Annotated in this window: 13 protein-coding genes and 3 pseudogenes; 9 read left to right on the forward strand and 7 right to left on the reverse strand. The window is 68.8% G+C overall.

Annotated features, from left to right (window positions below):
* The first annotated feature begins 101 nt into the window (after positions 1–101).
* Complete coding sequence (locus tag AB0917_RS20005; RefSeq protein WP_366820932.1) at positions 102–974, forward strand: glycoside hydrolase family 75 protein; 873 nt, start codon at positions 102–104, stop codon at positions 972–974.
* 43 nt (positions 975–1,017) lie between these two features.
* On the opposite strand, the gene map is transcribed toward AB0917_RS20005, so the two are convergent.
* Positions 1,018–1,791 (reverse strand): type I methionyl aminopeptidase, encoded by a 774-nt coding sequence (map, locus tag AB0917_RS20010; protein WP_366820933.1) that lies wholly within the window; start codon positions 1,789–1,791, stop codon positions 1,018–1,020.
* A gap of 67 nt (positions 1,792–1,858) precedes the next feature.
* On the opposite strand from map, the gene AB0917_RS20015 reads away from it, so the two are divergent.
* From AB0917_RS20015 to AB0917_RS20050, 8 genes and pseudogenes are all read left to right on the forward strand, one after another.
* The gene (locus tag AB0917_RS20015) at positions 1,859–2,128 is read left to right on the forward strand and encodes a helix-turn-helix transcriptional regulator (protein ID WP_015612419.1); all 270 of its coding nucleotides are present in this window, start codon (positions 1,859–1,861) and stop codon (positions 2,126–2,128) included.
* Between the two features lie 72 nt (positions 2,129–2,200).
* Complete coding sequence (locus AB0917_RS20020; RefSeq protein ID WP_366820934.1) at positions 2,201–2,581, forward strand: PPOX class F420-dependent oxidoreductase; 381 nt, start codon at positions 2,201–2,203, stop codon at positions 2,579–2,581.
* Positions 2,582–2,738: 157 nt separating this feature from the next.
* Positions 2,739–4,229 (forward strand): hypothetical protein, encoded by a 1,491-nt coding sequence (locus AB0917_RS20025; RefSeq protein WP_366820935.1) that lies wholly within the window; start codon positions 2,739–2,741, stop codon positions 4,227–4,229.
* Between the two features lie 178 nt (positions 4,230–4,407).
* Complete coding sequence (locus tag AB0917_RS20030) at positions 4,408–5,250, forward strand: nitrilase-related carbon-nitrogen hydrolase (protein WP_366820936.1); 843 nt, start codon at positions 4,408–4,410, stop codon at positions 5,248–5,250.
* Positions 5,247–6,530 carry an aspartate aminotransferase family protein gene (locus AB0917_RS20035; protein WP_366820937.1) on the forward strand — a complete coding sequence of 428 codons (1,284 nt, stop codon included), beginning with the start codon at positions 5,247–5,249 and terminating at the stop codon, positions 6,528–6,530. The genes AB0917_RS20030 and AB0917_RS20035 overlap by 4 nt, the downstream gene beginning before the upstream one ends.
* Positions 6,531–6,619: 89 nt before the next feature.
* Positions 6,620–8,020 (forward strand): dihydropyrimidinase, encoded by a 1,401-nt coding sequence (gene hydA / locus AB0917_RS20040; RefSeq protein ID WP_366820938.1) that lies wholly within the window; start codon positions 6,620–6,622, stop codon positions 8,018–8,020.
* 52 nt (positions 8,021–8,072) lie between these two features.
* A pseudogene (locus tag AB0917_RS20045) lies at positions 8,073–8,329 on the forward strand (LLM class flavin-dependent oxidoreductase); the annotation flags it as partial.
* A 251-nt stretch (positions 8,330–8,580) separates the two neighbouring features.
* A pseudogene (locus AB0917_RS20050) lies at positions 8,581–8,763 on the forward strand (IS630 family transposase); the annotation flags it as partial.
* A 75-nt stretch (positions 8,764–8,838) separates the two neighbouring features.
* Here the strand turns inward: AB0917_RS20050 and AB0917_RS20055 are convergent.
* The 6 genes and pseudogenes from AB0917_RS20055 to AB0917_RS20080 form a co-directional block, all read right to left on the reverse strand.
* Positions 8,839–9,186: a hypothetical protein gene (locus tag AB0917_RS20055; RefSeq protein ID WP_366820939.1), complete on the reverse strand. Its 348-nt coding sequence runs from the start codon at positions 9,184–9,186 to the stop codon at positions 8,839–8,841.
* Between the two features lie 411 nt (positions 9,187–9,597).
* Positions 9,598–10,056 carry a hypothetical protein gene (locus AB0917_RS20060; RefSeq protein ID WP_366820940.1) on the reverse strand — a complete coding sequence of 153 codons (459 nt, stop codon included), beginning with the start codon at positions 10,054–10,056 and terminating at the stop codon, positions 9,598–9,600.
* A gap of 334 nt (positions 10,057–10,390) precedes the next feature.
* Complete coding sequence (locus tag AB0917_RS20065; RefSeq protein WP_366820941.1) at positions 10,391–10,765, reverse strand: hypothetical protein; 375 nt, start codon at positions 10,763–10,765, stop codon at positions 10,391–10,393.
* A gap of 824 nt (positions 10,766–11,589) precedes the next feature.
* Positions 11,590–17,179: pseudogene (locus tag AB0917_RS20070) on the reverse strand (RHS repeat-associated core domain-containing protein); the annotation flags it as partial.
* A gap of 108 nt (positions 17,180–17,287) precedes the next feature.
* Entirely contained in the window at positions 17,288–17,488 is a 201-nt protein-coding gene (locus tag AB0917_RS20075; RefSeq protein WP_366820942.1) for a hypothetical protein, read from the reverse strand.
* Between the two features lie 501 nt (positions 17,489–17,989).
* Positions 17,990–18,484 (reverse strand): hypothetical protein, encoded by a 495-nt coding sequence (locus AB0917_RS20080; RefSeq protein WP_366820943.1) that lies wholly within the window; start codon positions 18,482–18,484, stop codon positions 17,990–17,992.
* Between the last annotated feature and the right edge of the window lie 11 nt (positions 18,485–18,495).

The following is an 18,495-nucleotide window of genomic DNA, read 5'->3' on the forward strand; positions in this document are numbered from 1 at the left end:
GCCGGCCCCGCCGGCCAAGGGGGGGAGTGCCGGAGATCCCGCGCCGGCGAGGAGGGGCCCGCACGGGTCCCCCGGTCTACCTGGAAGGGCCGTCCCCCACGATGCGCACCCGAACGTTCGCCCTGACCGCCGCCACCTCCGCCGCCTGCGGCGCCGCCCTGCTCGGGCCGGCGGCCTGGCCCGCCACCGCCACGATCCCCATCCCCATCGTGCCCATCCCCGCGCCCGTACCGGACACCTTGCCGGAGCGCCGGGTGAGCCTGGTGCCGAGCGTCCCTGTGGGGCCCCTCGTGGACGTACCGGCGAGAGCCCTGGCGGCAACCCCGCCGGGAGCCCCGCCGGCCATCCCGCCGGAGACCGCGGGAGCCCCGCCGGAGACTCCATCGGACGCCCCGGTGAGCGCGGACGAACTGCTCGCCGAGGTCCGCTCCTGCCGCCAGATCTCCCAGGGCGGATACCGCACGGACGCGAGCCGCCCGAAGGCCACCGTCCCCGTCTGCGCCGCCACCGACGCCGTGTTCTGGAAGGCGGACATGGACATCGACTGCGACGGGCGGAAGACCAAGGCGTGCAACACGAGGACCGACCCCTACTTCCAGCCGCAGACCGCGTTCCAGACCTCCCGCGGCAAGCCACTGGACTCGGCCGCGCTGCCGTTCGTGGTGGTGCCGGCGCCGGGCCCGGCCTGGGACTACCGGAAGTCCGGGCTGACCGGCGGCAGCGTCGTCGCCGTGGTCCACCGGGACCGGGTGCGGTACGCCGTCATCGGCGACACCGGGCCCGCCGGGATCATCGGCGAGGGGTCGTACGCGCTGGCGAAGGAGCTGGGCATCGATCCCCACCCGACGACGGGCGGAGCCGCGTCCGGCGTCACGTACATCGCCTTCGAGGACTCCCGCATCTCACCGATCGAGAGCCGCGCCACGGCGGAGAGCCGGGGCGAGGAGCTGGCGAGGGCGTTCGTCGGGCGTTAGGGACCGGGCCTGGAGCGGCCTTGGGCCGGCCCGGACCGGTTTGTCAGAGGGCGGTGAGGACGCGTGGGCCGTCCTTCGTGATCGCCACCGTGTGCTCGGCGTGCGCGGCGCGGCTGCCGTCGGTCGTCCGCAGCGTCCAGCCGTCCGGGTCGTGGCGGAACTCGTCGAGCCCGCCGCCGAGCAGCATCGGCTCGATCGCGAGGACCATCCCGTGGCGCAGCGGCATCCCGCGCCCCGGCCGTCCCTCGTTCGGTACGGACGGGTCCTCGTGCATCGAACGGCCGATGCCGTGTCCGCCGTACCCGTCGAGGATGCCGTAGCCCGCCTTGCGGCAGACCGTGCCGATGGCGTGGGCGATGTCGCCGATCCGGTTGCCGACGACCGCCGCGCCGATACCCGCCTCCAGCGCGGCGGTGGCCGCAGCGATCAGCTCGGTGTCGGCGCGGCGGGCGGTGCCCACGGTGAAGCTGACCGCCGCGTCGCCGGCCCAGCCGCCGAGCAGGGCGCCCGCGTCCACGCTGACCAGGTCCCCGTCGCGCAGCGGTTCGGCGGAGGGGATGCCGTGGACGACCGCGTCGTTCACGGAGACGCAGATGACGGCCGGGAACGGGGTGGGCGCGAAGTGCGGCTTGTAGTCGAGGAACGGCGAGGAGGCCCCGGCCTCGCGCAGCACCTCGCGCGCCGCCTCGTCCAGCTCGCGGGGGGTCACGCCGATCGCCGCGACCTCCTGGGCGCGGGCCAGGATCCGTGCGACGACCCGGCCGGACTCACGCATGGCTTCGAGGGATGTGTCTGTCTTGATGTGCACCATGCCCATTACTCTACCGGTCGAAGCGGTATAGTAATGACGGTATAAGAATGGTGGACCGTAGTAGGGTGGCCTCATGGTCCGCACCCCTCTCACCCCCGAAGAGCGCCTCCGCGGCGAACGGCTCGGCCGCCTGCTCCGCGAGGCGCGCGGCGAACGCAGCATGGTCGCCGTCGCGGCGAGCGCCGGAATCTCCGCCGAGACCCTCCGCAAGATCGAGACCGGCCGCGCCCCCACCCCCGCCTTCTTCACGGTCGCCGCGCTCGCCGGGGCGCTCGGCCTCTCCATGGACGAGCTGCTGGGCCGCTGCGCCCCCGAACCCGCCGCCGTACCGCTGATCGCATGACGACTTCGGGCGGCGGGACGTGCGAGGCCTCCCGGCGGTGCGTTCCGGCCGCCGGTGCGTAGGCTCACGCCTGTGACTCTCCAGGACTTCGCACGCAGCGAATACGTCAGCCTGACCACCTACCGGAAGAACGGCACGCCCGTCGCCACGCCCGTCTGGGCCGCCGCCGAGGGTGAGGCGCTGTACGTGTGGACCCGCTCCGACTCGGGGAAGGTCAAGCGGCTGCGGAACGACACGCGCGTCGCCGTCACGGTCTGCGATGTACGCGGCCGGATCGCCGAAGGCGCCCCGAGCGCCGAGGGCACCGCGCGCCTCCTCGACGCGGACGAGACCCGCAAGGTGCGCAAGCTCCTGGCCCGCAAGTACACCTGGAAGTTCTGGCTCGTCGACTGGCCCGCCACTCTCGCCCGCCTCGGCAAGCGCCCGCACACCGGGATCGCCGTCACCTTCTGAGCCCGGCCGCCGTCGCCTACGTACGGGGGCGCACGACGCGGGCCCGCGCGCGCCCGCCGCAGCGCGGACGAAAGCCGCGCGTAGCCGTCCCGTAACACGCCTGCGGTCCAATGCCTGCGGACTGGAAGGCTCCAGTCGACGGTCGGCGAGGGCGACGATGACGGTGCATCAGCATGCGGTGGAAGTAGGAACGTTCGCGCAGTACCTACGGGAACTGACGGCACGGCTCGACCCCGGACGCGGGTGGTACGGGGTCTTCACCCGGCGCGATCCCCTGGGGATGCGGTCCTGCCTCGACGGGGTGGAGATACCGCCCTGGGACGTCGTGGAGTCACTGCTCGACGATCTGGCCGCGATCCACGGCGCGTACTTCGCCGAGCAGGCCTCGGTACGGGCCGCCGCCCTGTACTCCGCCTCCGCCGCCGCTCACGACCGGCGGCCCGGCGGACGCCAGGAGCTGGTCCACCGGCTGGAGTTGATGATCCGCGAGCAGGGCCGGGCGGCCGAGCGGCTGCGTACGGCCGGGGCGGCGGGCGCGGCCGAGGCCGCCCCGGAGTCGCTTGCCTGGGCCCAGGACGACCACCGGCGCGCCTCGGCCAGGTGCGCGGAGCTGCGGGGGCGGCTGGCGGCGGTGACGGCTGCGCTGCCGGGGTCCGGGGCCGGTGGGCGACCCGGCCCTGATGCGGGCGGCCCGCGGGCCTGGGGCGTCGAGGAGCCGACGGGGCGGGGCCCGGCGGACGCGCCGCTGCCGGGAGGCGTGGAGGGGCCGGGGGGTGTGGAGGTGCCGGAGGGTGTGGCTGACCCCGTACCGGCTGCGGAGGCTCCCGAGACCCTGGGGCGTTCCCGTCCCCACAGGCGTACTTCCGCTTCGGCTTCCGCTTCCGCTTCCGCTTCCGCTTCCGCTTCGGCTTCCGCGCCCCGGCGCAAGAAGCCGCGTGGTGCCCGGTTCGCCGGTCTGGAGGTGGACGAGGACGAGGGGAGCGGGTACGCCCCCTCACCCGTCCCCGCCCTGCCCGCGCCACCGCCGGCGGGCGGCTCCACCCCGCGCGGTGCCCGCTTCGGCGGCGGGCCGGCGGAGGAGGAGCAGGCCCCCGCCCAGGCCGCCCTGCCGGACCCGGAGGCGGGGGCGGCCGTGGCCGCCGCCGTCGAGCGGCTGGTCCGGCTGCGTACGGAGGGGCGCAGCGGTGAGGCCCACGTCGTGCTCTGCGAGGTGGCGGCCTGGCCCGCGCCCCGGCTGCCGGTCCTCGCCGTCGCCCTGTACCGGGCGGGCCTGGCCGCCGACTGGACGACCCTGCTCTGGGAGGTGTCCTCGCTGCCGCCCGCCGGGTTCGCCGCGGCGGCGGGCGCGCTGGCCGCAGCGGGCCGGGGCGACGACTGCGGGCTGCTGCTCCGCCAGGGGGTGGCCAGGCCCGCCGTCGAGGTCGCCGAGGCGGTCCTGGCCCTGGACGGCGCGGGCCGCGAGGGCGAGGCGCGGGCGCTGCTCGGGGCCTTCGTCCGCGTACGTACGCCGCAGGAGGCGGCCGGGATCGCGGGCGGCGGCGGGGACCGCATCGTGCCGCACCTGCTGGCGGCGGCCCGCGAGGTGTCGGCGGAGCGGGAGTGGGACCTGGTCCACGCGCTGAGGGTGGCGGGTGTGCCGGGAGTGTGAGGAATGAGGCGTACCGTGGCTGTTGTGGACCGCTCGGGTGCGAAACATGATCGACTCGGCCGGTTCACGGCGATGGTCTTGCCCCGCCGGACGGAGGGGCTTACGTTCTCCATCCATGCACGGTCTACCTGCGTAGAACGCGTAGAGGCTCTCTGACGCCGCGTCGAAGGAGCAGCTCATGTCCCACGTCGTACGCGCCGCACTCGTCCAGGCGACCTGGACCGGCGACACCGAATCCATGATCGCCAAGCATGAGGACCATGCGCGCGAGGCCGCCCGTCAAGGGGCGAAGATCATCGGGTTCCAGGAGGTGTTCAACGCCCCCTACTTCTGCCAGGTCCAGGAGCCCGAGCACTACCGCTGGGCCGAACCGGTGCCCAACGGGCCGACCGTACGCCGGATGCGGGACCTGGCCCGGGAGACCGGCATGGTCATCGTGGTCCCGGTCTTCGAGGTCGAGCAGTCCGGCTTCTACTACAACACCGCCGCCGTGATCGACGCCGACGGCTCGTACCTCGGCAAGTACCGCAAGCACCACATCCCGCAGGTCAAGGGGTTCTGGGAGAAGTATTACTTCAAGCCCGGCAACGCCGGCTGGCCGGTCTTCGACACCGCTGTCGGCAAGGTCGGCGTCTACATCTGCTACGACCGGCACTTCCCCGAGGGGTGGCGCCAACTCGGGCTCAACGGCGCCCAGTTGGTGTACAACCCGTCCGCCACCTCGCGCGGCCTCTCCGGCTACCTCTGGCAGCTGGAACAGCCCGCCTCCGCCGTCGCCAACGAATACTTCGTCGCCGCGATCAACCGGGTCGGCCAGGAGGAGTACGGCGACAACGACTTCTACGGCACCAGCTACTTCGTCGACCCGCGCGGCCAGTTCGTCGGCGACGTCGCCAGCGACAAGGAGGAGGAACTCCTCGTCCGTGACCTGGACTTCGGCCTGATCGAGGAGGTCCGCCGGCAGTGGGCCTTCTACCGGGACCGCAGGCCCGACGCCTACGACGGGCTGGTGGAGCCGTGAGCGGACTGTACGAGCGCCACCTCGCCGTCAGCCCGCAGTGGCTGGCCCTCTACTACCGCCATCCCATCGAACTCACCCACGGCGAGGGCCGGTACGTCTGGGACGCCGACGGCAACCGCTACCTCGACTTCTTCGGCGGCATCCTCACCACGATGACCGCCCACGCCCTGCCCGAGGTCACCAAGGCGATCTCCGAGCAGGCCGGGCGCATCATCCACTCCTCCACGCTCTACCTCAACCGCCCGATGGTGGAGCTGGCCGAGCGGGTCGCCACCCTCTCCGGCATCCCCGACGCCCGGGTCTTCTTCACCACGTCGGGCACCGAGGCGAACGACACCGCGCTGCTGCTCGCCACCGCGTACCGCAGGTCCAACCAGATCCTCGCGATGCGCAACAGCTACCACGGCCGCTCCTTCTCGGCCGTCTCCATCACGGGCAACCACGCCTGGTCGCCCACGAGTCTGTCCCCGCTCCAGACGCTCTACGTCCACGGGGGCGTCCGGACCCGGGGCCCGTACGCGGAGTTGAGCGACGCGCAGTTCATCCAGGCGTGCGTCGCCGACCTGGAGGACCTGCTCGGCCACACCAGGGAGGCCGCCGCACTCATCGCGGAGCCGATCCAGGGTGTCGGCGGCTTCACCTCGCCGCCCGACGGGCTGTTCGCCGCGTTCCGCGAAGTCCTGGACCGGCACGGCATCCTGTGGATCTCCGACGAGGTGCAGACCGGCTGGGGCCGTACCGGCGAACACTTCTGGGGCTGGCAGGCGCACGCCGAGAACGGGCCGCCGGACATCCTCACCTTCGCCAAGGGCATCGGCAACGGGATGTCCATCGGCGGAGTCGTCGCCCGCGCGGAGGTGATGAACTGCCTGGACGCCAACTCCATCTCCACGTTCGGCGGTTCACCCGTCACCATGGCGGCCGGCCTCGCCAACCTCTCGTACCACCTGGAGCACGACCTCCAGGGCAACGCGCGGCGCGTCGGCGGGCTCCTCATCGAGCGGCTGCGGTCGATCACCGCCGCATCCGCCGCCGTACGCGAAGTGCGCGGCCGGGGCCTGATGATCGGCATCGAGCTGGTGAAGCCCGGCACCGACGAGGCCCACCCGGAGGCGGCCGCGGCCGTCCTGGAGGCGGCGCGCGCCGGCGGACTGCTCATCGGCAAGGGCGGCGGCCACAACACCAGCGTGCTGCGGATCGCCCCGCCCCTGACCCTGACCGTCGCGGAGGCCGAGGAGGGGGCGTCGGTCCTGGCCGACGCCTTGCGCGCCGCCGACTGAACCGACGTACGAGCGCCGGCCGAACAGCGTACGGGTGTCCACGTGCCCACGTGCGTGGACACCCGTGCCGCCCCAGCGAGGAGGTACCCATGAGCCGTACCGTCATCCACGGTGGTCTGGTCATCACCGCGTCCGACGAGATCCATGCCGACGTCCTCGTGGAGGGCGGGCGCATCGCCGCACTCGCCACCCACGGAACCGACGCCGCGGAGTCCTGGAGCGCCGACCGCAGGATCGACGCCACCGGGAAATACGTGATCCCGGGCGGGGTCGACGCGCACACCCATATGGAGCTGCCGTTCGGCGGCACGTTCGCGTCGGACACGTTCGAGACGGGTACGCGGGCCGCCGCGTGGGGCGGGACGACGACCATCGTCGACTTCGCGGTGCAGTCGAAGGGACAGGCGCTCCGGGCCGGTCTGGACGCCTGGATGGAGAAGGCGGACGGCAACTGTGCGATCGACTACGCGTTCCACATGATCATCTCGGACGTGAACGAGTCGACGCTGCGGGAGATGCCGAAGCTGGTCGAGACCGGTGTTCCCTCGTTCAAGTTGTTCATGGCGTATCCGGGGGTCTTCTATTCGGACGACGGCCAGATCCTGCGGGCGATGCAGGTGGCCGGGGAGACCGGCGGGCTGATCATGATGCACGCGGAGAACGGCATCGCGATCGACGTCCTCGTCGAACAGGCCCTGGCCCGGGGCGAGAGCGATCCGCGCCACCACGGGGAGGTCCGCAAGGCCCTTCTGGAGGCGGAGGCGACCCATCGCGCGATCCAGCTGGCGCGGGTCGCGGGGGCCCCGCTGTATGTCGTGCACGTGTCGGCGCAGGAGGCGTTGGCGGAGCTGGCCGCGGCGAGGGACATGGACCTGCCGGTCTTCGGCGAGACCTGCCCGCAGTACCTCTTCCTCTCCACCGACAACCTGGCGGAGCCGGACTTCGAGGGCGCCAAGTACGTGTGCTCGACACCGCTGCGGCCGAAGGAGCACCAGGCGGCGCTGTGGCGGGGTCTGCGGACGAATGACCTCCAGGTGGTGTCGACGGACCACTGCCCGTTCTGTTTCACCGGGCAGAAGGAGCTGGGCCGGGGCGACTTCTCGAAGATCCCCAACGGGCTGCCGGGGGTGGAGAACCGCATGGACCTCCTCCACCAGGCCGTGGTGGACGGGCACATCTCCCGGCGCCGCTGGATCGAGATCGCCTGCGCGTCCCCGTCCCGGATGTTCGGCCTCTACCCGCGGAAGGGCACCATCGCCCCCGGCTCGGACGCGGACGTCGTCATCTACGACCCGCACGCCACGCAGGCGCTGTCGGCCCAGACCCACCACATGAACGTCGACTACTCCGCCTACGAGGGGAAGACGGTGACCGGCCAGGTCGAGACCGTCCTCTCACGGGGTGAGGTCGTCATCGACCAGCGCACGTACGTGGGCCACGCGGGTCACGGGGCGTTCCTGCCGCGTGGTCTCTGCCAGTACCTGAGCTGAGGCGGCCCCGGCCCTCGTCCTCCGTCGACTCGACGTTCGGCAATTCCGCGCGGACTTCGGGCTCGTCCCGCAGACGGACCCGCCCGCCTCGCAGGTCGCGGCCTGACGCGTCGGGCCGAGCGCAACGGGTTCCGCTAAGGCTGGACCTTCGACTCCGCCGTGCAGGGTCCTTGGTCATCTACAGCCAGATGCTCGAGCACACGACCAAGCTCCACGTCGGCCGCATGGTGACCGACCCTGGCACCCGGACCTGGGAGGTCGGCCGCCACTTTCGAGACTCTCAACGAGACGTACGGTCCCCGGGCCGTCGTCGACCGCTTCTGGCTCCTTCGCCCCACCGAGGCTCACATCGAGAAGCTACGGAGCCTGCGCGATTTCGGCGTGGACCAGTTCGCCGTCCACTGCGTGCACGTCAACCGCGAAGGCGCCGGCGATGCTTACGGCTCAGATATCACCCCGATGCGTACTGAAGCTAAACGCGTGGTGTCGTAGGGGATGACGGCTGGCCGATGGCTGCGGTATGACCGGAGTCATGCGGTATCCACAAGGGGGCGGGCTGAGGCATCTGGTCACTCCTGCGACGTGGCTGGCTCTCGAACGTCGCCTTCAGCACCCCGGAACACCTCGTCCAGACCGTCCGGCGCGGCCTACGGCACATCCAGTACCGCAGCCACCTCATAGAGAGCTGTCTCGCCGAGACCGGCCTGACCAGCAGCACGACATCCCGAGTTCAACCTCAGTAGCTGAGGGCTGCACGTCTGCCGAGCCAGGATCCGGCCTGCCCTTCGGTATCTCACCGCTGACCGTGCACGTGGTCGTTAGTTTTCCACCTCGGTGCTCAACTCGACCGCGAACGCGCCGGGGATGTCAAGCGCTCCAATCACCTGCTCCGCTGCTTCTGCGCAGAAGAGTTCCTGGGTCACGCTGAGGAGGAATCCGGGCGTAGGCGGATGGTAAGCCTCCCGCTGCAAGGTGAACTTGCCCCCGTTGGGCAACGCGAAGGCGAAGCACAACCACTCGGCCAAATCGTCCACCCCGACGTCGGGTCGACCCCAGCGGCGATACAGCGCCATGAGGTCAACCTGCACCAGCGCCAAATATCGGATTTCCTTCGACGCTAGCTCTTCATCCGGAATTCTCCGCAAGCCTGTAAAGTGCAGCTCCATCGTGGTAGCTTACCCTATTGTTGCAATGGCGATCAGAATCGAATCCCAACCTTTTCCATGAAAAGTGAACGCTTTGATTTCGTCCGCCTTGCCGGCTTCCCAGGAGCCATAGCCGGTTCGGCTCGTGCTGCGCTAGGGCGAACCGTGGTGTAGAAGCCCATGCTTCCGGAGACAGAATCCACGGGCAAGTGCCCACCGTTGGTGGTCGCGCTGAATACGTGACCACCATGCCTCTCGCGGCAACGCACCCATCCCCCGCGCACGCCGCAATGTTGCTCTTGCAGGTACTGACACATGACGTCCATCGTTGATCTACCTGGAGCAGGCGATGGCCTCCACCGTCAGCTCGTCTTTTCACGCGTAGCCGCGCCTGGTGCCGTCATCCGACGATGACGGCACCAGGAACCCCCACTACTCGCGGCGCACCAATCTGGTCAGCGTCTCACCTTCTCGTTCAGCGCGAAGGGATGATGAATGGGCAAGAATGCGCCTAGTAAGACCCGGGGCTGCGAGTAGATCATCCACGACTCCCGGGACCTCGTTCCCTCCGTAGAGCATCAGAGAGTCCCATGCGCCGGCATCAGTGATCCCCCGGTAGTCGCACACTAGCGCGCGCGTGGGCGGGGCCACCGAATCCATGACCGCAATGACCGCCGAGCTGAACGATTCCACTTCGGCACCGGTCATGCCATCCAGCCAGAATGTCTGGATTTCGCAGCCTAGAGGCTCATATGAATATTCGCTGACGACGTTTGAACCGGGCGAGACCCACCAGTTGATGGTGACGGATGGAACCCTGATGCCGAGGATCATTTCGAGTGTTTCGAAATCGATGCCAACGTCATCTCCGTCAACGTTGATCACCGACATTACACCACTGTCAGGATGAGCCAAGGTGACGCCACTTCTCTCGAATGTGGCCACCTGATCCACGAATACAGACTCTGCGCCCAGCTCGCGATACCATCGAATGAATCCATCTGACATTTTCACCCAGATCCTTGCCCTGACTCGACCAAGGGATCCATGAGGTCGGCCAACCGTCGCATGGCCTGCACCTCCCGTTGTTCTGGAGAACTTCCCCTAGCAAGGCTTCCGGGTCCTCAAGCACTCGAAAGTCATCGTAAAGGATGTGAATCGTGAGGTGGGGTAGGGCGACTCAGAGGTAGGGCATCCTGCCGAGCCGCCGTACCCGTCGCGCGAACTAGGTAACCGGGTCCTGATGCAGGATCGCATCGCGCATCATCACGTATTCGGTCTCTGCTTCCGGGTCGCGTTCCATCATGCGCTCCCAGAAGTCTCCTGAGATCCAATCCCTGGGACCCATGCTCAACCCACCCTGAGTGCGGAAGTCGATAATCCACTGAACAGGGATCACGTCAGATACCTGCTCAAAGAATTTTCCACTGTAGAGGCCGGCAAGAGCATCGGTGGAACTTTCGATCCGGAGCGAAGATGAGCCATCGCTGCGAACGTGCATTTCGAGTACCGCATATTCTGCACCGTGAGTGAGGTGATATCTGCCATCCTCAGGAACAGGTGGAGATGTATCACGGGGTGCCGTGTAGCGAACTCTCATTTCCTTTTTCCTCCGCCGAACTTTACTTTGTAGTCGTAATAGTATACTTCTCCCGTCACGTGGTTCCTGTAGAAGTGGATGTCAAACGTCCCTTCACCTCCGGGAGTGTTGACCCGCGGAGTGCCATACTTTCCCCATTGTTCGGCACCTCCGTGACTCTCGAAGTATTTCTTCAGGTGAGCGTTACCCATTTGGGTGCCCTCCTGAATTTTCGTGGACCGCGCGATCGTTTCCGCAGTGAGGTCGCCACTCTTCGTGAACATGGAGCTGGCGGCGGCGTCAGATTCATACTTCAGCTGCTTGGCCAGCCGAGGGGCAGTCGCCGCGTTGGCGGCCCCCGACGGCATACTGCCGCCAGCTGCTCCGCCGGTTCCGAATTCCGCCGCAACTGTCGCGCATCCCGAAGGGTTAGCGAGGCACGCGGCCGCGATCTCAGGTCCGACCGCGGCGGCCACGGGGGCCAGGACGACGCCGGCGTACACGCCGACGGCGATGCCGAGGACGATCTTCTGCCAGGTCTTGAGCGGGGTCGGCGTGTAGGTGATGGGGGGACCGAACGCGCCGCCGCCCATGTACGGACGTACGGTGACTTCCTTGGGCTTCGGCTTGATGGCCTTGAAGGTCACCGAGCCGCGTGGGGCGGGGTGGTTCTTCGTGCTGCGGCCGATGTAGGTGGTGACGGTGACGGTTCCGTGGCCCTTGATCTTGGTCTGCTGGACGTTCTTCCAGTACCAGCCGTGGCCGTTGTTGGTCCACTGGGAGCCGTGGTTCTTGCGGGCGTATTCCTCGTCGCCGCGGATGCTGTCGGTGGGGCCGATGGGGCGTAGGCCGTCGGGGTCCGAGAGGGTGACGGGGCTGTTGTTGGCGTAGTTGTAGCCGTTCATCTGCTGGGAGTCGGTCACGTCGAGGACGTGGTCGACGGAGATGAAGCGGCCGATGGCCGGGTCGTACTCGCGGGCTCCGAGGTGGACGAGGCCGGTGGTGCCGGTGTCGTCGGTGCCGCCGACGAAGCCCTTGGTGCCGGGCCAGGTGCCGCTGTCCGTGCCACGGCTGCCTCCGAAGGGGAGGTTGCGGCGCTGGGAGAGGGCGAGGTCGTCCGCGTCGACGGAGAGCCCGGCGGTGCCTTGGTGGTCGGCGAGGGTGAAGGCGAAGGTGCCGTCGTTGTTGCGGATCGCCTGGTTGCCGCCGCCCAGTGCCATGTAGCGGGTGGCCTTGGTGGTGGTGGCTCCCTTGTCGAGGGTGATCTCGGTGTGGCCGAGGTGCAGGGTGGTCTTGGACGGTTCCCGGCTGATGAGGCGGTTGCCGTCTGCGTCGTAGAGGTAGCTGGTGGTGCTGGTGCCCTCGGTGACGGTGGCCACATGGCCTTCCGCGTCCCAGGTCAGCTGCTGTCCGGGGCGCGTGGTGGTGTTCCCGGCCGTGTCGTATCCGTACGAGGCCGTCGACGTGTCAGCCCCCTTGGTGGTGATGATGCCGGTGAGCTGGTTGGCGTCCGTCGTGCCGGGCGGGGTGTAGGCGTAGGTGCGCTTGGTGTCCCCGGCGGTGTTGCCGCCGGTGTCGTGGCGGGTCTCGGTGAGGCGGTTGCCCGCCTTGTCGTAGGTGTAGGAGTGCCAGTAGGGAGCCGGGCCGCCGAGGTCAGCCGCTGGGCTCGGCGGCGCAGGTCGTGGTCCTGGCGGTCCAGGCCTCGGTGACGCGGCGCAGGTGGTCGTAGGTGTAGCACTGGTTGTCGGTGCCGGTGCGGGAGACATCGCTCTGGGAGAGGATGTTGCCCGCTTCGTCGTAGCGGTAGGTGACGTTGCGGTCGACGCCGCTCTGTTCCTGTCGGTCGACGCGGCTGGTGGCCAGGCGCTGGGTGCCCCACTGGTAGGTGTTGGTGACCTGTGTCTTGTCGCCTCCGTCCGTCAGCCCCATCGTGTACTGGAGGGGCTTGCCGGTGAGGCTGTAGGACACCGAGGTGCTCATGCCCTGCCCGAACACGCTGATCGGACGGAGGGTCTCGTCCTCGTAGCCGTAGTTGACGCCGCCGCCGGGCAGCGCACCGGCCGCAGAGTAGCTCACTCCCGCGACCAGGCCGGAGGGCTTGAAGCTGGTGCCGGCCTGGTAGGTCCCCGCCAGGGCCCCTTCGCCGGACGGAATGACCACTGCGGTACGGGAGGCCCGGTACAGCCGGTCGTAAGCGGTGACCTGGCTGGTGTAGGCCTCGCCGTTCTCGTAACGGGTGGACCTGGCGAGGTGGCCCTTGGCCCCGGTGACGGTGTCGTAGACCCACTCCGATCGCAGCGGGCCGGTGGCCGAGTCCTGACGGAGCTCCGTTCTGCGGCCCAGGTTGTCGTAGATGTGGGCGAACTTCGTGCCGCGCGCGTCCTCGGTGGACGTCAGCTGCCCGCGGTCGTCGTACTCGCTGGTGCTCGTGCCCTTGGCCGGATCCTGGGCGCGGGTCTGGCGGCCCATCTGGTCGAAGGAGTAGGACCAGATGTTGCCCACCGGGTCGGTGACCTTCGTCAGGTTGCCCCGGACGTCGTACTCGTACTTCGTCGTGTCGTAGGCGCTGTCCGCGCTGCGCGTGTGGTGCCGGCGCAGCTCCGTCATCTGGCCGCGGGTGTTGGTCAGGGTGGTGGTGGCGATGCCGCCGACGGGCGGGATGACCGTGGTGCGGTCACCGCCGTAGACGGTCCTGGTGGTCTCCAGGACTGTGCCGCCGTCGCCGTTGCCGGCGATCTGCTTGACCTCGACGGGACGCTCGAGGCCGTCGTAGGTGGTGCGGGTCTGCGTCTCGACGGACAGGGCGTCCTCGGGCTTGAACAAGACCGTGCCCGGGGCGCCGGTGGTGTAGTAGGGGGCGAACGTCTTGGTGGCCTGGCCCTGTTCGTCGTAGAAGACGTCGGACAGGATGCGCCCGCCGTCAGGACCGGGCTCCTGGGTCTGGCGTTCGCGCAACTGGCCGTCGTAGATGACGGTGCTCGCGATCTGTCCGCCGTTGTTGTTGAGCTTCTTGGTGGTCACCGCGGCGGGCTTGCCCTCGACGACGGTGTAGGAGAACTCGAAGCTCGGGGTCTGGGTGTTGCGTCGGTCGGCGAGCCAGACCTTGGTGGAGCGGCCCAGCGCGTCGAAGGCGAACTCGGTGACCTGGCCGTTGGTGTCCGTCTCCTTGGTGACCAGGCCGCGCACCGGATCCAGGTTCAGCGTCTTGGTCTGAGCCGTGGCGGCGGCACCGGCCGTGGCCGGCGGAGTGGTCGACGTGATCTGGGTGGGCCGTCCGGTGGCCGGGGTGTAGGCGGTCGTGGTGGTGCGGCCGTCGCTGCGCGGCGTGCGCACCGGATCACCCGTACCGGTCACGGTGACGGTGGCGGTGAGGTCCGTGGTGGTCAGCTCACGGCCGTAGGCGTCGAAGGTGGCGCCCGTCTCCAGATAGGTGGCCTTGGTGCCGTCGTGCGACTTGAGGATCGCGGTGGCGGTGGCGTCGCCCTTGGTCGGGGCGGCGCCGTAGGCCTTGCCGTCGTACGCGGTGCGCACGTCGGAGATGACGTCCTCGGACCGGTCCGGCGTGTCCGAGCAGGATCCTGCGACCGTCTCCACACGCGACGTCAGGCCGAGGATGTTGAGATCCGTGTTGGTGGCGTACGTGGTGCGGGTGCACTCGTTGTCGGCGGCCGTGGAGTCGTCGCCGAAATTGTTCGCCTGTACGGCACGCCCGGTGGCGTTGTCGAAGGTCGTCTCGGTCGATGTGGTGCGCCACTTCGCGCCCGCGCCCTGGTCGAGACTGTTGAAGGTCTTGGCGTGGGCGACGCCGGTGTAGTGGGCGGCGATGGTGCCCCAGGAGCGCGTCTTGGACGCGGTCTCGTGACGCCAGGGACGGTTCACCGTGCGGGCGAGGATCTTCCCGCCCGGGGCGTCGTAGGTGACCTGCTTGTACTCGAAGCCGGCCCAGGCGTCGTGATCGGTGATCGCGGCGCCTTCGCCGGTGCCGAGAGTGACGGTGACGCTCTTGGTGGTGTCGCCGGCCGTGTCCTTGCGGTCGCCGTGCATGCCGCGCAGGAAGTAGTGCTCTTCCTGGCTCCTCAGGGCGCTGTCGCCACCCTCACCACCGGTGCGGACGCGGACGTGCCCGTAGCCGCGCCACTGGGACCAGGTGCGTTGCTTGTCCTTGGTCAGCCCGTCGTCGTCCCAATGCCAGGCCGCGCCGTCCAGGTACGTGTAGCGGGTGACCTGGTCGGGGGCTCCGCCGGTGCGGTCGGTGTCGACGACCGAGGTGGTGACGTACTTGTTGAACCAGTGGATGACCGGGTCTTCGTTGAACCCGCCGCCGTAGAACTGCGGGAAACAGCGGGTGGTGTTCGTCTGCGGCGTGGGCAGGTTGGCCGCGTCACAGACCGGCGCCGAGTACGTGATGTCGGTCTGGCCACCCGTCTCGTCCGCGATGGAGGAGAGGCGGGCCTTGATGAACGGGGCGTACCCGTCACCGGTCTTGTCGAGCCGGTTGGCCAACTGCGTATAGGCCAGGGTGGTTTTCGGCAGCGTGATGGGTGCGGAGGTGCCGGAGCCGGTGTGCTGGATGCTGTCCAGGAGCAGCTGGTAGTCGGTGTCGGCCATGCCCCAGCGATGGTTGAGCTTCCAGGAGTCCGTGTTGTGGAAGGTCCCGTTGGGCTGCTGGACCTGCGTGGTCACCTCGGTCAGTCGCTTCCGCGTCCAGAAACTCGGCGCGGTGCGGGCATCCTTGCACTCCGTGCCGGCCTTGCAGTTCAGGTCCCAGGGGGTGTCGTACCAGTACGAGGCCTTGTCGCCGATGGTGTCCTCGGCGCAGGTCACGCCGGTTTCGGGCAGGCAGCGCTCACTGTTGGTGAACAGGACCTTGGCGGCGGGCTTGGTGAAGAAGTCGCCGCGCAGTCCGTACTCGATGCGCTTGAGGTAGCCGCCGCGCGTGTAGGGCGTGTCGTCGGCGGCCTTGAGGTTACGGCCGTAGGAGTTGGTCTCCTTGCCGTAGTAGTACGACATCAGGTTGCCGTGCGGGTCGATGACGGCATCCAGGTTCCAGCGCCAGGTCTGCTGGCACCAGGACTCCGCGAACGTGGCCTTGTTGCAGGGCTCGCCGGCGTTGTTGCCGAACACCGGGACGGTCCAGGACGAGTTCGTCTCCTCCTTGCCCGCGGCCCAGCCGGAGGGCCGGTTGTAGCCGAAGTAGTAGCGGGTGCCGTCCGGGGAGGTCAGCCGCCAGTGCTCGCCGTCGTTGTCGCCGTTGGCCAGCGCGGTGTTGTGCAGCCTGTCGATCTTGGTGCCGTCGTCGTTCTTCAGCTTGAAGCTGTTCGCGCCGGTCGGGACGAGTTCGCTGGAGCTGCCGTTGTACGTGAGGAACGCGTTGTCGTAGCCCCAGCACAGATCGCCGGGCTTGGAGCCGTCGCTGTTCTTCACGCCGTCATCCGCACAGGGCTTGTAGCGGCGCTCGATGAAGCCCGGCGCGTACTCGAAGCCGTCACCGATCCACGAACTCTGGTTGTTCGTGGCGGTGGTGCGGCCGTCGATGCTCTGGGCCGAGTAGTTCAGTCCGACGGTCGGCGACAGGGCGCCGGGCACCTCGGGAGCCGGCATCGGGTACTGCCAGGTGAAGTCACCGGTGTTGAGTTGCGTGGTCCACGACGACGAGGGTGAAAGAGAGGTCGCCTGGTAGGTGCCGGTGTCGCCTTGGGCGGCGGCGGTGAGCGCCAGCACGGTGGGCTGAGTGGCATCGAGGGCGACGACACCCGCCGTCAGCGTGGCCGCGTCCGTATCGTTGACCGCGGCGACCGGGCTGGCCTTCCGGCACTTGGCGCCCTTGTCGCCGTCCAGCGCGCAGGCCGGCAACTGCACCAGGCGCAGGCGGGACCCGTAGGAGCCGCCGTACTGCTCGCTGAACTGCTTGTAGTCGACTTCTACCGAAACGTGCTGCTTCTCGGTGTCGCCGGTGCTCCTGCCCGTCCTGCCCGCCTGCTGGGGCCGGAGCGTGAACACCACACCGTCGGCGTGTGCGGCGTGGGCCCCCTGGGCGCTCAGCAGCTGTACGTCCACCGCGTCCGGAGCCGCCATCTTGGCGGCCTTGCCGTTGCTGCCATGGGCCGCGCCCACCGTGAGGGGCACCTTCTCGGCCCGTACCGGCCTGGCCGAGTCGCCGAGCCGCACCCTCTCGTGCGCCGGGGCGGGCGAGGTGGAGCGCGGCTCGCGGGTCGGAGTCCGCGAGCCCTCATGGAGGGTGCGGGGCTTCACGCGCTGGGAGGCGGCGCCCTTGACGGGCTTCTCCGCGCTCGGCAGGCCGCGCAGGCCATCGGTGGCCACGGCTGCGGGGGCCGCCGCGAACTGCAGCAACGACGCGATCAGGGCGGTCGACAGTGTGGTGACCGTCGGCCGTAGGAACCCGCCTCTGCGACGGGGTGTTGCAGGTATGGACATGCTCATCCAGATCATGAAGGGGCCGCTCGGTGGCGCCCGGACCAATCAAACGGACAAAGGGACGCGGGCCAGGGACACGGAGAGGTCCTTAGGCCCGCGAGGTCAGGGTCAGGCAGGGATCTCAGTGGGCAGGTCGAGGAACCGACGTGTCGGCTCCTCCACGTGACGGCCGGTCAGGGCGCCCTGGGAGGCCCGGACGTCGTCGATGACGCCGGGGAGCAGCCACCCCGGAAGCCGTTCACCCACAGCCGGCCGGGCCTGCTTCGCGAACGCGTCATGGACCAGGGCCGGATGGTTCCACTCCCGCACGTCGTGGGACTCGCTGTTCGCGACCCGCTCCCCCCCCTGAGGTCGGGACCATAACTTCGCCATAACTCACCCACAACTTGTTCAAAGATCGTGCAGGCAGCAAACAGCTTCACAAAAGACCAGGTCAACGCGGTGAGTCAGACATAGCTTCACCAAGTTCCGACCGGAGCAGTGACGTTGGGCATAGTTCGGAAAGGTTGCGCGAAGGGAGGGCTCGGTTACGTAACTGTCCGGCGTCGGAAAGATCACGCAGGTGGGAGGGTTCGCATGCCTCAACCCCTGGGGCGCACGCCGCACATTGGCGAGGCGAGGCGAGGCAGGGCGGGGCGGGGCAGGCCGAGCGGGGCAGTCCTTGAGTTCCCCCTGCCCCGGAGAGCTCCATGAACCGTTCCAGGGCGGCGCCCTCGGTCCACGCGGTGTACGCGAACCGGACGACGGAAAAGGGCAGGACCCCCGCCGTATCGGCGTGAGGTCCTGCCCGTCGCTCTGTCCGTCGGCCGGTCAGTCCTCGTACAGGTTCTCCGGCAGCAGATGCCGCGCCGTCGCGAGGAGTCGCTCCACGCGGGCCGGTGTGGTCTCCACTTCCTTCACGAGCCAGTAGGCCAGGAGAGCGCTGCCCTTGGAGTCGCCGGACAGGATCTCCTCGTACAGAGACCAGGTTCCGGCCCGCACCGCGTCCTTGCACGCATCGGCGAGCTCGTCATCGTCCACGAAGACGAACGACGAGAGCAGGTCCAGGAACTGGTTCCGGGCCACCGGCGCGACACCGCGGTCCGCCATCCCGGCCATCAGCACCCGGGCGACGGGGACGACGGTCGCGGTCGCCCAGCTCTCCTGCAGCACGTGGAACTCGATGTCCCTCGGCCTGGCCTCCTCACGCGTCCGCGCGCGTGCCATCCGCAGCAGTTCGCCGGGGACGTGTGCCGCGTTCGCGCAGCTACGGCAGGGCAGAGCCGCCCAGTCGTACAGGCCGATCTCCAACTCCATGGTGTTCATGGATCTCATCC

This window comes from Streptomyces sp. NPDC007346, assembly GCF_040703535.1.
Lineage (GTDB): Bacteria > Actinomycetota > Actinomycetes > Streptomycetales > Streptomycetaceae > Streptomyces.

What these genes read in the sequence shown, in the direction of transcription:
- AB0917_RS20080 (WP_366820943.1), bottom strand. Translation starts at nt 18,484, where the DNA reads ATGAACACCATGGAGTTGGAGATCGGCCTGTACGACTGGGCGGCTCTG.
- AB0917_RS20005 (WP_366820932.1), top strand. Translation starts at nt 102, where the DNA reads ATGCGCACCCGAACGTTCGCCCTGACCGCCGCCACCTCCGCCGCCTGC.
- AB0917_RS20065 (WP_366820941.1), bottom strand. Translation starts at nt 10,765, where the DNA reads ATGAGAGTTCGCTACACGGCACCCCGTGATACATCTCCACCTGTTCCT.
- AB0917_RS20055 (WP_366820939.1), bottom strand. Translation starts at nt 9,186, where the DNA reads ATGGAGCTGCACTTTACAGGCTTGCGGAGAATTCCGGATGAAGAGCTA.
- map (WP_366820933.1), bottom strand. Translation starts at nt 1,791, where the DNA reads ATGGGCATGGTGCACATCAAGACAGACACATCCCTCGAAGCCATGCGT.
- AB0917_RS20025 (WP_366820935.1), top strand. Translation starts at nt 2,739, where the DNA reads ATGACGGTGCATCAGCATGCGGTGGAAGTAGGAACGTTCGCGCAGTAC.
- AB0917_RS20030 (WP_366820936.1), top strand. Translation starts at nt 4,408, where the DNA reads ATGTCCCACGTCGTACGCGCCGCACTCGTCCAGGCGACCTGGACCGGC.
- hydA (WP_366820938.1), top strand. Translation starts at nt 6,620, where the DNA reads ATGAGCCGTACCGTCATCCACGGTGGTCTGGTCATCACCGCGTCCGAC.
- AB0917_RS20060 (WP_366820940.1), bottom strand. Translation starts at nt 10,056, where the DNA reads ATGTCGGTGATCAACGTTGACGGAGATGACGTTGGCATCGATTTCGAA.
- AB0917_RS20015 (WP_015612419.1), top strand. Translation starts at nt 1,859, where the DNA reads ATGGTCCGCACCCCTCTCACCCCCGAAGAGCGCCTCCGCGGCGAACGG.